Source organism: Flavobacterium sp. KBS0721, from assembly GCF_002007065.3.
In the GTDB taxonomy this organism is placed as follows: Bacteria; Bacteroidota; Bacteroidia; order Flavobacteriales; family Flavobacteriaceae; genus Flavobacterium; species Flavobacterium piscis.
In genome coordinates this window covers 3844089-3857444 of the sequence record NZ_CP042170.1, presented here as the reverse complement: position 1 = coordinate 3857444, position 13356 = coordinate 3844089, and the positions used below count along the sequence as shown (strand labels likewise).

General features: G+C 35.1%; 12 protein-coding genes. 3 read left to right on the top strand and 9 right to left on the bottom strand.

The window, feature by feature from the left end; genetic code table 11:
- Position 1 precedes the first annotated feature (1 nt).
- The 3 genes from B0M43_RS16555 to B0M43_RS16545 form a co-directional block, all read right to left on the bottom strand.
- Entirely contained in the window at positions 2-2446 is a 2445-nt protein-coding gene (locus B0M43_RS16555; RefSeq protein WP_078007251.1) for a TIM-barrel domain-containing protein, read from the bottom strand.
- Positions 2447-2617: 171 nt separating this feature from the next.
- Positions 2618-6616 carry an ATP-binding protein gene (locus B0M43_RS16550; RefSeq protein WP_078007252.1) on the bottom strand — a complete coding sequence of 1333 codons (3999 nt, stop codon included), beginning with the start codon at positions 6614-6616 and terminating at the stop codon, positions 2618-2620.
- Between the two features lie 343 nt (positions 6617-6959).
- On the bottom strand, positions 6960-7319 hold the full coding sequence (locus B0M43_RS16545; RefSeq protein ID WP_065449948.1) for a helix-turn-helix domain-containing protein: 360 nt from the start codon (positions 7317-7319) through the stop codon (positions 6960-6962).
- 125 nt (positions 7320-7444) lie between these two features.
- On the opposite strand from B0M43_RS16545, the gene B0M43_RS16540 reads away from it, so the two are divergent.
- Both B0M43_RS16540 and B0M43_RS16535 read left to right on the top strand, forming a co-directional pair.
- On the top strand, positions 7445-7816 hold the full coding sequence (locus tag B0M43_RS16540; RefSeq protein ID WP_078007254.1) for a SnoaL-like domain-containing protein: 372 nt from the start codon (positions 7445-7447) through the stop codon (positions 7814-7816).
- A 179-nt stretch (positions 7817-7995) separates the two neighbouring features.
- Positions 7996-8232, top strand: a complete 237-nt coding sequence (locus B0M43_RS16535; RefSeq protein ID WP_065449946.1) for a hypothetical protein — start codon at positions 7996-7998, stop codon at positions 8230-8232.
- Between the two features lie 139 nt (positions 8233-8371).
- On the opposite strand, the gene B0M43_RS16530 is transcribed toward B0M43_RS16535, so the two are convergent.
- Positions 8372-9010, bottom strand: coding sequence for an NAD(P)H-binding protein (locus B0M43_RS16530; protein WP_078007255.1), 639 nt, complete (start codon positions 9008-9010; stop codon positions 8372-8374).
- Positions 9011-9078: 68 nt separating this feature from the next.
- Complete coding sequence (locus B0M43_RS24480; protein ID WP_165606675.1) at positions 9079-9228, bottom strand: hypothetical protein; 150 nt, start codon at positions 9226-9228, stop codon at positions 9079-9081.
- 31 nt (positions 9229-9259) lie between these two features.
- Here B0M43_RS24480 and B0M43_RS16525 point away from each other — a divergent pair, with 31 nt between their 5' ends.
- Complete coding sequence (locus B0M43_RS16525; protein ID WP_078007256.1) at positions 9260-9529, top strand: hypothetical protein; 270 nt, start codon at positions 9260-9262, stop codon at positions 9527-9529.
- Positions 9530-9923: 394 nt separating this feature from the next.
- On the opposite strand, the gene B0M43_RS16520 is transcribed toward B0M43_RS16525, so the two are convergent.
- Genes B0M43_RS16520 through B0M43_RS16505 form a run of 4 tightly spaced genes read right to left on the bottom strand, consistent with a single transcriptional unit; the run spans position 9924 to position 13356 of the window.
- On the bottom strand, positions 9924-11549 hold the full coding sequence (locus B0M43_RS16520) for an ATP-binding protein (protein WP_078007257.1): 1626 nt from the start codon (positions 11547-11549) through the stop codon (positions 9924-9926).
- 5 nt (positions 11550-11554) lie between these two features.
- Entirely contained in the window at positions 11555-12568 is a 1014-nt protein-coding gene (locus tag B0M43_RS16515; protein WP_078007258.1) for a SpoIIE family protein phosphatase, read from the bottom strand.
- Positions 12561-12977 (bottom strand): anti-sigma regulatory factor, encoded by a 417-nt coding sequence (locus B0M43_RS16510; protein WP_078007259.1) that lies wholly within the window; start codon positions 12975-12977, stop codon positions 12561-12563. The genes B0M43_RS16515 and B0M43_RS16510 overlap by 8 nt, the downstream gene beginning before the upstream one ends.
- Positions 12958-13356: an STAS domain-containing protein gene (locus tag B0M43_RS16505; protein ID WP_078007260.1), complete on the bottom strand. Its 399-nt coding sequence runs from the start codon at positions 13354-13356 to the stop codon at positions 12958-12960. The genes B0M43_RS16510 and B0M43_RS16505 overlap by 20 nt, the downstream gene beginning before the upstream one ends.

Below are 13356 nucleotides of genomic sequence, written 5' to 3'. Positions count from 1 at the left end.
ATTAGTCCTGAAATCTCTCCTCCACTTTTTTACCATTATAATTAATAATCCTTGTTATTCCATTTGGCATTACGACAGTAAATTTTCTGCTGGTTAGCATTCCGTTGTATTGTCCTTTTCGATTTGAAATCGTTAATTTTTTTGATGCCTCATTCCATGAAAATTCAATTTCAGCATAAAGTCCTTTCTCATAATTGTAATTATCAAACTCATCTTCATAAAGCACAAAAGAACAATCTTTACCCGGGTACACTTTTATCTCTAAGTTATCCCAATTTTTCTGGGTTGCAAATTGTACTTTGGGACCAAAAGGAATAATTGATCCTTCCCTTATATATAGCGGCAGCATATCAATGGCTGTTTTTCGTGTAATTTCCTGACCTCCGCTAATTTTTTCATTTGTCCAGAAGTCGTACCAATTTGTGCCAGCGGGCAGATAAACATTTCTTGACTTTTCTGAAGTAAAGTCTACAGTTGTTTTTTCTGCATTTTTTTTATCTCCTTGCTGATTCCAGCCCGTTGATTCGTTGACTTTTACTATTTTCTCAGGAGTATATTGTGCCTCGACTATTGGAGCTACCAAAATTGACCTGCCAAACATAAACTGATCTTTAATGTCCCATCCTTTTTTATCCTTTGGAAAATCCATAAATAATGCCCTCATAAAACTGGACTGCTTACTGGTAACTTCCCATGAAGTGGAATAAATATAAGGAAGAAGCGCATAACGAAGATTAATAAATTTTTCAATTGCATCGTATATGGGCTCGCCTTTTATACCAAAATTATAAATCTCCCTTGGTACATCTGTGCCATGAGAACGCATCATTGAATTGAAAGTACCAAATTGAATCCAACGTACATACAATTCCTGATAAAGAGGATTTTTGGCTCCTGATTTTTCATTCCATGCCTGCCTGTAGGCTCCTGCAAAAAAACCTCCTATATCTGAATTCCAATGTGGTATGCCTGTAAGTGTAAAATTTAAACCCGCCGGAATCTGATTGCGAAGCGTTTCCCAACTCGAACCTGTATCTCCAGACCATGTATTGGCGCCGTAGCGCTGCTGGCCTGCAAAAGCAGATCGGGTTAAAATAAATACACGTTTGTCTGATGTTACTTTACGCTGATGGTCGTAAACGCCACCCACAGTCATTAAAGGATATGCATTTCGCACTTTTCTAAAAGATCCCAGATATGTTTTTGTATCATAATCTGCTGGTTTTGCCTCAAAGTGATCCGGTTCTGTAGAGTCCATCCACCAGCCGTCAATTCCATGAGAAAATAATCCTTTATTGACATATTTCCAGTAAATATCTCTTGCCTGAGGATTGTAGGGGTCATATACTCTAACGCCTGAAGGATAATCTTTATTTGGAGGCCATATTTCTGAACCTGATTCTGGCCAGGTTTTAATATTAAATAACATTCCATTTTGATCCATTTCCTTATAGGGTTTTGTCTGCGGACCAAAGGAAGACCAAATCGAGATAATCATATGGGCATTAAGATTATGAACCTCATCCACCATCTTTTTTGGATCTGAAAATTCAGGATTCAAAAACTCCATGGCATTCCACAAATAATTGTTGCCCCAATATTGCCAATCTTGTATTATTCCGTCAAGCGGCACAGATAATTCACGGTATTTTTTAACGACCTCAACCAATTCATTCTGACTTTTGTATCGCTCCTTACTCTGCCAAAAACCGTAGGTCCACAAAGGAAACATGGGTACTTTTCCAGTTAACTCCCGCATTTTTCCAATTACACCATCTGCATTGCCCCCGTACATGAAATAGTAATCAACACCATCTCCCACAATTGATTTAAAGGAAGTTTGAGTGGCATCATCTGTAAATTCTGTTGGAGAATAGTTATCCCAATAAAGCCCATAGCCTTTTATGGATTGAAAAAAAGTCACCGCATCATCTACATTGCCCTGCTCCAGATGATATTTTTGATTCCTTTGGTTCAAATCTCCCCTTTGATGTTGTCCTAATCCATAAATAGGCTCCTCTTTATCTAAGGTAAAAGATTGTGTGACTGTAAATGTTTTTACTCCCGTATCATCAAAAGGTTCAAATTTGGTTCCTTGAGATTTTTCTTTTAATAATTCATTATCAGCGGATGCAAATGCTACATCGCCTGAAACAGTATTTACACTAACCGTTAATTGATCCGACTTTAAAAAGATAATATCGCCATGCGTTTTGACACTAAATGAAGTTTTGGCAGGCTTTAAAACTACCGAAAGGCTTTCTTTTGAAAATTTTGTTGCCTCAGGAAATTTAATAACCCTGACAATAGCAGGACTGTAAAACTGTATTTCTATGTTATGGCTATTGGCCATCGTTTTAATTCCCTGAGTGGTTTTCTGGAATTTCTGCCCATTACTATGAAAGCAAAAAAGCAACATAGTACATAAGGAGTAAATAATTTTCATTTCAATTGGGTTAAATAGTTTATAGTGAAATAAAAATAACTTTTGTCATTTTGAAATCCTTTAAACTATGTTGAAATAATTATAACTCATGTTGAAATCATTCAGTAACGCATTACAAAACACAGCTAATCAATATATTAAAAATATAAAAATTATTGTTTTTGAAAGATTTTACTCTCTGCTCTGACTGGGTGTTTTACCAAAAGTGTCGTGAAAACATTTGGTAAAATAAGAAATACTATTAAAACCTACCTGATCAGATACATCTGCAATTGTAAGTCTTTTATCCAATAATAATTCGGCTGCTTTTTTAAGTCGGATGGTGCGAATAAAATTTGTGGGTGAATGATCTGTAAGTGCCACAAGTTTTCGATATAAACCAGTACGATCCATATTCATATCTTCACTGAACTTTTCTACTGTATAATCAGCATTAGACAAATTATCAACGACACACTGAAACGCACGTTTCAAAAACTCCTGATCAATTGGATTATCTGTTAAGGCATCAATTTGCACTTCCTTTTTATTACTGAACGTTTTTCGTCTGGCTTCGTTTATTTCCAGTAGTTTATTAATTCGAAGTATCAGTAAATTAATATCAAAGGGTTTTACCATATAAGCATCGATTCCAGCGTTATAACCTTCAAATCGTGCCTCATCAGAGCTTCTTCCTGTAAGCATAATAATAGGAATATGGCTCACGGCAATATTATTTCGAACGGCTTGACTTAATTCCGGACCATCCATTTGAGGCATCATCATATCTGTTACGATAAGATCCGGAACATGCAATATGGCTTTCTTTAAACCCTCTTCTCCATCATGGGCTGCGATCACATTATAATATTTTTTCAATTCATCAACCAGATAACCTCTAAAAATAATATGGTCCTCAACAATAAGTATACTTTTTCTTGTTGATTCTTCCTCTTCTTTAAAAGAGGTTAATTCGCTTTCTTTACCAACTGAAAAAAGTACTTTAAAACAAGTTCCCTCGCCTGGATTACTCGTTACACTTGCCGAGCCGCCATGCATTGCTGCATAATATTTTACCATGTACAGACCTATTCCGCTGCCAGAGGATAGCCCATTTTGATTCTTTGCCTGATAAAAACGATTAAAAATATTATCTATTTCTGTTTTAGAAATTCCAATTCCTGAATCTTCAACTACGATTTTCAGAGCTTTATCCTTATTGTCAATTACAGCTGAAAATTTAACTTTACCGCCTGAACCTGTAAATTTAAAAGCATTAGAAAGCAGGTTAATTATTACTCTGGTAATTTTTTGCCTGTCCAGATATAAATCATTGTTTTGCGGGTCGATATCCCAGATAAAATCAATTCCTTTTTCTTCTGCTATTGACACATAGGCTTTACACAATTCAGTAATGAATGAAAGATTATCATAAAAATTGCGATGTACGATTTCTTCTCCGTTGTCGATTTTTTTAAAATCAAGCAACTGATTCACGGTATCCAATAAAAGGTCACTGCTGGAGCTAATTTGCAGCAGTTCTTTCTTTATTTTCTCATCTTCTACTTTTACAAGCAGCGATTTTAAAGGTGTTATTATTAATGTTAAGGGCGTACGCAATTCATGACTCATGTTGGTTATAAAATCCGATTTTGCTCTTTCTATAGCATAATCTTGTTGCTTCTTGCGAATTACGGCACTGCGTTTTATAAGCGCTTTAGAAATTAAAGAAATCCCAATACACAATACTAACAAATAAAGCACTCTGGCAAGAATCGTGTTCCATATGGGAGGTTCGATTATAATTAAAAGATTTTTTTTCTTACCTGGCCAGTGAAGACCGTCAGAACTGGCCTGTACCATAAAATTATAGTGGCCTGGAGCTATATTGGTATAACTGGCTTCACCTAGTCCTGAGGCAGAATTCTCGCTGCGCCAATTCCTGTCAATATGCTCCAGCTTATATCTGAAATAAGTGTGTGACTCATTGATATAGTTGAGTCCGGAAAACCCAATACTAAAAAAGTTTTGATCATGTTTTAGCTTTAAGGTATCTGTGGATGTTATAGAATTTTTTAAAACAATCTCATTGTTTACTTTCTGACCACTTTTTACATTTTTGCCAAACAATTTGAAATTAAATAATATGGGGTTAAGAATATATTGATTGTCTCTGGCATCATTTCTTTTTAGATTATTCATACCGTCTATTCCCCCTATAAACAATCCATTTTTTGATGAAATAAGTGCAGCGCGATCAGTAAATGGATATTCCAGCACTCCGGTAAATTTATCATAATTGACAATTCTAAAAGTAAGTCCGCTTGCTGCTCTTTTTTTAATAATATGGCTTAAGCCACGTGAGGTGGTCACCCAAAAGGAACGATCGACATCTTCCACTATCGCCTTAATGCTATTGTTTACTAAACCTTTATCGGTATTTAATTCATATAGCTTTTGATTTTTATAATCCCAAATTGTCAGTCCATTATAGGTACCCAGCCACAAATCCTGATCAGAGTCAGATAAAATACAGCTGTATTTATGGCTTTTTTGGCTGAACATTGGTATTTTTTTATGTCCTTTTGCTAAAGGTCTTATAATTTTATCCCCTGAAATATTCATTATAAAAGGGCCATCAAAAGAAATGCCTATTAATTGATGATTCCACTGGGTGATTTGAAATACATCAGCAGGAGAATCCATCAAAAAGGAGAGACCAAAAGACTGAAAAGAATTATTCCACTTAAAAACTCCAGTGTCAGTGCATACAAATATTTCCTTTTTGGTGGTTTGGTAAACACTAATGGTAAGCTGTTTTGTGTATTGTTTTATAAAACCATTTGTGTCCAATACATACAGTCCTTTGTTGGTCGAAATCCATACCTGACCTGTAGCATCTTTGAGCAGAGAATGGCAATGCAATTCAGAAAGCAAAACCTTGAATGATTTACTATGACTGAGAGGAAGTTCGGCTATATAGAGTCCTTTATTTGTACCAATAAGCAATTTCCCATCAAAAGTTTCTTCAAAACAATTTACCTGAAATTCGTCATTATCTTTTAAGTTGAAATTACTTTTCTGATAATATTTAAAACGAGAACGATCCGGATGTTGATAGTAAATTCCTTTATTTAATGTACCAATCCAGAGTCCTCCCTGATAATCAAATAAAACAGTACTTACTTCGGTTTTTATTTTGTCTTTTTCTGTTAAATTTAACTCCGGATAAAAACTGCCCGCAATACTGCCCGATCTAAAGTACCAAAGCCCTTTGCTGCAGCTGATGAAAAAGTCTCCATTTTTATTTGCTGCAAAGGTGTTCAGCCAATAGGTATTGGCTTCTAATAAGACTATTGACTGCCTGGTGTGAGTATCATATCGAATCAATTGTCCTTTTGCGATTCCGGACCTTACAAGATAGAGATATTTACCAACTGCTGTAGTGTGATTCCAATCAGCAAAATTATTCAATGCGTCTTTTACAACAATTACTTTATAAATTTCTTTTGCTGTGAAGCGGTCAAAACAACGAATTAATCCCGACTTATAAATTAAATATACTTTTTGTTGATGAACAACGAGATCGTAAAGCAGCTCATCAGGACTGCCCTTTATAAAAATTTTGTTTAAAAAGCAGACTACCTTTTTTGAATCCTGCTGATAACAAAGCAGTGCACCCAAATCATTTACAACCCATATATCTTTTTTTTCATCAACAAATAAATCAACCGGTGTGCCTTTAAATCCTAAAATACGCAGCTTTTGAATTGGATCAGCTTCACTCCTTTCTTTTGCAACATTAATGAGGCTGATCTTTCCTTTATGCTTAAACCAAATGCGATTGTTCTCTACATAACTGTGATGAAATCCCCTATATGATATAAGGGGCGCAGAATTATCATCATTCATTTCTATTGTCTTAAAATCTGCACCATCGTACAAGTTGAGCATTCCCACAGTAAAAACACCTATTCTCCCATCCTGAAGCTCAATAAAATTCCTAATTTTCTCTTCATTCAGCTGATGCCTGTTTTCAATTGGAGAGAATAAAAGATCTTGTGAAAAAACTTTACTACTAAGAGAAAAAAAGAGGACACAGAAGAACAAATACCCCTGAAAAGAGTGTCGTAAAATGCTGTTTCCGTTTCTCAGAACCCGCCACAAAAATTTGAATAATAGTTTTGCCATTTATTGAAGTTCGTAATCTAGAAAAAACAGTAAATATGAAGTTGTAAATATACTCTCTAATTTTAATAATGATATTATATATCAGATTCACCTGAATCTTTTATAGCAAATTATTAAAAAATAAATTTATTAAATAATTAAATAAACTCTAAGAAAACATTACTTGTATTGGTAACGCTATTTGATTAGAAAATATTTGAACTGATGTTGAAGTTCGGATCTTTCTGATCAGGATCGCATCTCATTAGAAGGTATTGGTCTGCAAGCGGTAAGGTTCTTGGAAAAAAAATATTCTTCTGTTCCGTTTAATAATCGGGATAACAGAAAGTTTTTCTAAAAAAGTTTACTTCCCTGTAAGCACTTTTCTATGCATCCCTCCCCATTGATCTAGTTCACATATCACATTTTTTAAAGTTTGGCAGTACTCCGTTGCTTCATAAATAATAGTGACAGGTGTGGTTGGAAAAACGTTACGTTTGATAAAGTTATTTAATTCCAAATGCTTGAGTTCATTTGATAAAACCTTAGGTGATATTGGAACTTCGCTTTGTATTTCAGAAAAACGCTTCGGGGATTGAGAGATACAGAGAATTAATGGCAATTTCCATTTTCCGTTAAGAACAAACATAGCATCAATGACATTGCTGAGTGATTGGGCACATTCTGCTGGGTCTTGCGCCATTTTTTTTTCTGTCGTTTTCATGTCCGAAAGGTAATAAACTTTCATAAAGGTTAGCGCTTTCCTTTAGGAAACTACTATCATATGGTAAGTTCTATATCCTAACTTTGCCAGCTGAAAGAAGATTATTAAATAAATATCCATTTAAAATGAAAGAAAAAAATTTAACAACAAAAGAGGTTGCAGCCAGATTTATAGAACTGGTTCGTCAGGATAAATTTTATGAAACACAAACACAATTGTATGCCGATAACTGCATCAGCGTCGAAGCGAATGATTTTCTTCTGCCAAAAACTGTCGAAGGACTACAGGAAATTTTGAAAAAATCAGAATTATTTGAATCTTTAGTTGAGCAGGTACATGGGCGCGTTATTTCAGATCCAGTGATCGGTGGCGACTACTTTACAGTTTCATGGTCAGCTGATATGACATTTAAAGGAAGAGACAGATTTACAATGGATGAAATCTGTGTATATAAGGTACAAGAAGGTAAAATAGTTTTTGAACAGTTTTTTTATTAATTATTCAGCTCCTAAAAAGTGTCATCATTCGGGGCAAAAGATAAATTCTTTTGTCCCGTTTTTTGTAACAATTTGTTTTATCAAAATGCAAATTTCACAACAAAAACCATTTTTATTGTAAGAACTTAATATCATTACTGACTTAATTTTAAACGTATTAACAACTTAAAAACAAAGTCATGGAAAATTCAAATCTATACACAGCTGAAGAATTGCAAAAATGTCCTTATCATAGCCCAAAGCAAGCGGCTGCCAGCAATAATGATAATGATCCGCGGGAAAAGCCCAACACAGGAGATTGGGGTGATATTGACGACGACGACGAGGCAGGAACAGATCCCGACCGTCACGAGGATGAAGGAAACAACAACTCAGGCGGAGCAGGAAGTAGCGGAAGCGCAGCTACAAACAGCTAGAATTTTATACCGCTCTGCAGCAGCAGCAGAATTGAAAATTTCTTCTTTTTTCAATATTTTAATTGACAAAACAAGAAGTAAAAAGCAATAAAACCTTTAGAGAGGCTTTGTTGCTTTTTTTATTTCTAAAGCGGCCTTATTAAAAACTGGCGATTTCCGCCAATTTTACAACAGAAGTTCCCTGAGGTAATTTCCAAGGTGCTTTTGCCAGTTTCATCGCCAAGACTTCGGTTGGAAGAGGCTTGTATTTTTTTAGCAGTCCTATACTGTTAAAGATATTAAGCACGTTTACCATTATTTTCTCGGCTGGTCTATCTGTACCTATTCGCAATAATGGACCTGGCCTAAATATAATATACTGTCCAAAATCCATCTCTGTAATTGCGGTTTCCAGCTCTCCTTTCATTCTGGAATAGAAAATTCTGCTCGTTGGAGAAGCATCTGCAGAGGAAACCAATACAAGCGAATTGACTCTGTTTTTCCTTGCGATAGCAGCAAATGTTGCGGGAATATGAAAATCGATATCCCATTGCTTCTCTTTTGAACCGGCCGCTTTGAGTGTTGTACCAAGACAACTGAAGAGAACATCTCCGGTAATGAGTTGCTGATACTGTTCTATAGTAGAAAAATCAATCACATGTTCTGTCAATTTTGGATGCGATCTGCCTGTCGACCGCCTTACAAAAATGGTTACAGAAGTATAGTCGTCATCCTGAATGAGTTCATTGAGCAGAAATTTTCCGGTAGAGCCCGTAGCTCCAATAAGAAGTGCCTTCATAAATTATCTATTTAGTAGTAATCTCAAGTTGCCTTTAGTATTATCAGATACCTGATCTAACGTTATGGTTAAGATAGGAAAAAAAAATCATTTGCCAAAATAGCCTGCGCAACAGCAAAAAAGTAATCAATACACTCTGCAACATCCTGATAATTATATAACTTGATGATTCTATTATATAAAGTAATGATTGATTTTACCTGTAATTTTAAGTTCATTAAAGTAGTAACATTTTAACAAACAGAAAATATGGAAAATTTAATCAATCAGGAAAATCTTGAGGAAATCAGAACATTAATCGAAAATAAAATTGCCGACGTTCCGGGAGAATTAATTCTTTTTGGTGCGATAGGGACTTTGCTTTTGTCAAGTTATTTAAATAAAACAGGCCATACACAAGCTGGTTCTATTATAGGAAAATTATCTATTCCAATAATAGGAATAGGACTTGCAAAATATAAGGATGTTATCAATTCGCAAATAGAAAATTATCAAACACCTGCACAGCAAGGTTCATAGTAATTAATTTAGGAATCCAGGGAAACATCTAAGAGTGTTTTTTACGGGGATACTTGTGCTTAATTACGCCAATACTACGAAAGCATTTTTGAAATTATTTTTGAGGGGAAGCCTACTCTAATAATCACAATTATATTCAGGACAATCGTTATTTTACAGCAGAAAGTTAAATTGACCAATAGTAAAAGTAAAATATTAATGAGGAAACTAATGCTGCAGCTTATCAATATTTAAGTTAAACCTTTTAGAAATATATCTAAGAGGTTTTTTTTAATAATAAATGTCCTGGCGCGAAAATAAATCAACTGCAATACACTATTATTAAAATATACAAAGGAAAATTACTTCACTCCTTTATAGTATTTCTTTAAATTGTAACACTTTGGATCCTTTGCTATTCTTGTTTTTTGGGCAAGTAAATCCAAAAAACAGTTCCTTTTCCAGGTGTACTTGTAAAATTAATTACTCCGTTATGATTTTCAATAATACGTCGACACAGTGCGAGACCTATTCCGTTCCCTCCGTACTGATCTCTTTCATGCAATCGCTGGAACATATTAAAGATCCGGTTTGAATATTGGCTGTCAATTCCAATTCCGTTATCTGCAATTGAGATAATATTGTAATTGCCTGATAATGCCAATTGATCTTTTTCATCGGGCATCAATTTAGAAGAAATGGTAACTAAGGGAAGTGCTGTATTAAATTTAAGTGCATTATTTACCAAATTGTAAAATAATTGGCGCAACTGTGTACTGAGTCCTAAAACTTCTGGTAAAGGTTCAATAGTAATTACTGCATTTTTTTCTTCAATGATCATGCTCAAATCACCTAAAATTTCATCAGCTATTTCATTCAGGTCTACTTCTTTAAAAATTTGCTTGCTGTTGTCTATTCTTGAATAATTGAGAACGTCTGTAATTAATTCTGATAATCGTGTTGCTGATAATGTAATTCGGTCAAAATAATATTGCTTCTTTTGCTCTTCTGATAAATGCTGGCCTGCACGGGAAAGCATAATCATAATTTTACGAAGCGGCTCTTGCAAGTCGTGACTGGCAATATAGGCAAACTGTTCCAGCTCTTTATTTTTAAATAATAATTTGGAATTGACACTTTCTAATTCACGTTGAATCATTTTTAATTCTGAATTATCTTTCAGCGTTTCAACGACCATCTTTTGCGCGTTTATATCTGTAAAATAAACGAGCCAGCTGTTGAAAGAACCATCTTCTGATTTATTCGGAATCATACTAACAAGATGCCAAGCGTATGTAGAAGTGTCTGTAATTCGGATTTCACCTAAAAAGGAAGATCGGTTCGCTTTTGCTTTATTCCATCCATCAACCATTATTTCAATGTCGTCAGGATGAACAAAATTCATCAAATTTTTTCTTTCAAAATTGGGTGGCGGAACTTTTAAAAAATTCGCCAGTGATTCATTATAAAGAAGCACTTTATTTCGATCATTAACCTCACAAATCAAGATCGGAATTGTATTGGCTAATTTTCTGTATCGGTTTTCACTTTCTGACAGCTTCTCTGATAAGGCAATTAATTCAATATTTTTTTTCCTGATCTCGTCATAGGGAGATAAAGGAGGCTCAAACTTAAAATAATCAACAAACGATTTTATCTTTGTTTCTGAAAGAAGCCCCGGCGAAATTACCGGCTGAATTATTCTGGTAGTAGATTGATTGCCTTTAAAACTGTATTCTATATCTCCGGAAATTTTAGAAGCATAATTAAAGGCTTCCGGGTTAGTGCTTTTTAAATCAACACTATCTGTAATAATTGCAACAATTTGTTTTTGTGTTGTCTTAATAGTATTTATACCAATCACCAAAAGCGAATTTTTGCCTTTTGCAATGGCGCATCTTGCAATTTCAGAAACCGCTGTCGAAAATCTCGTCTGGAATGATGAAGGCATACCACACATTTCGGCAATTTTCATGCATCGTTTGTGGGCAAGTATCAAGTCCATTTCGTTGTCAAGATTTATTTTAATAATATCTTTCATGGCACTTACATTATTTTACCTACAAGAATTGATGCGTCATCTGTACCCCTTATGTTTTCTTTTAGGATAGCCGATGCTATTATACCAGAATGCTGTTTTACTATTGAGGTCATTTCGTTTAGATTCCACCTGGTGCGTAATCCATCACTGTGCATGACAATAATTTGATGTTTTTTATAAGGAACGTTAGTATTGTTTAAAGTACGCGGAATATTATGGCCAATAATTCCGTTATACGGCGTATAGGTTTTATTTTCCAGTCCGTCGTAAATTCTGGTACTAATATTGCCTATACCGCAGATACTCCATACTTCTGAATTATAATCAACAGATGCTATTGTGCCAACAAATCCCCTGCTCTTTTTTACCTTTACATGAATATCCCTTAAAATTTCCGAAGGCTCTGTTTCTACAGACTGCCTGAAAGCTTTAATAGCTAACTGTATGGCTTCATTCGCATTTTCACCATGGCCTAAACCGTCACCTAAAAATATTTGAAAACCTTTTTTTGTAGACTTAATATGGTAGCCGTCTCCACAAAACTTTTCTCCCGGATAGTTAACTGCAATTGCAGCATAATTTAAACCGCTTTGCAAAGGAAGCAAAGGCAAATCTGATTTTTCACCGATTTTGATATACTGCACACATCCCCAGTTTTTCATGGAATAGATCTGAAAATCGTTACTCAATCTTTTAATGGCACCTAATCCGTTACCGAGCGTGTTGGATGAAGAATAGCCATCATTCATCACTTTGGCTAAATTTTCAAACCCCAAACCTTTATCGAGACAGTATATTTCGATTATTTTATTTCCATCTTCCAAATTAGCGCGATAGAGAAGTTCTCCTCCCTTTGCATATTTGATCAGGTTAGAAGTTAATTCTGCCACAATAATATCGGTCTCAGCAGCTCTGTGTGGTGTAAAACCTATGTGAAGTGCTAAGTTATGTATTTCTCTTTTTATAAAAGCAATCAGGCTTCGATCGTCAATTTTATAGCTGGAAAAAGTATTATCCATTTTTCCATTTTGTTATAGTAACGGTAGTTCCGTTACCCAGTTCTGATTTAATATCAAATTCATTCACAAGTCTTTTGGTACCAGGAAGTCCTAAGCCTAAGCTTTTTCCTGTACTGAATCCATCTTTCATAGCCAATGATATATCGGCTATTCCGGGACCTTTATCTATAAAAGTAACGCGTACGCCATTATCACGGCCATTACTGACCGATTCAATGATGACTCTGCCACCGCCGCCATATTTTAGGAGATTACGAACAAGTTCGCTGGTTGCGGTAATTAATTTGGTTTGATTTAAAATACTCATACCCATTTTTACCCCATACTCCTTTACACGGTTGCGTAACGGCACCACATCTTGTTCTTTTACAATTAAGGCTTCTTCTTTACTATTCGTTATCGTAGTCATAATCCTGCTCTTCATTATCGCTGGTGTGCATTTTTGAGCGCAGTAGATCCATGCCTTTTTCAACATTCAGGGCACTTATAACTCCGTTTAAGGATAATCCAAGTTCAACAAGGGTAATAGCAACAGCAGGCTGCATTCCAACTACAACTGTTTGTGCATCCATAATTTTAGACATCACTGCTATGTTTCCTAAAATACGCCCCATAAAAGAGTCGATTATAGAAACAGCAGATATATCAATTAACACCCCTTTTGAACTGTGCTTGCTGATGGTGTTAATTAAATCTGATTCAAGATTTTCTGCCAGCTGGTCGTACAAATCTACTTGTATGGTAACAAGCAGAAAATCGCCCATTTTTAGTATAGGAATTCTCTCCAT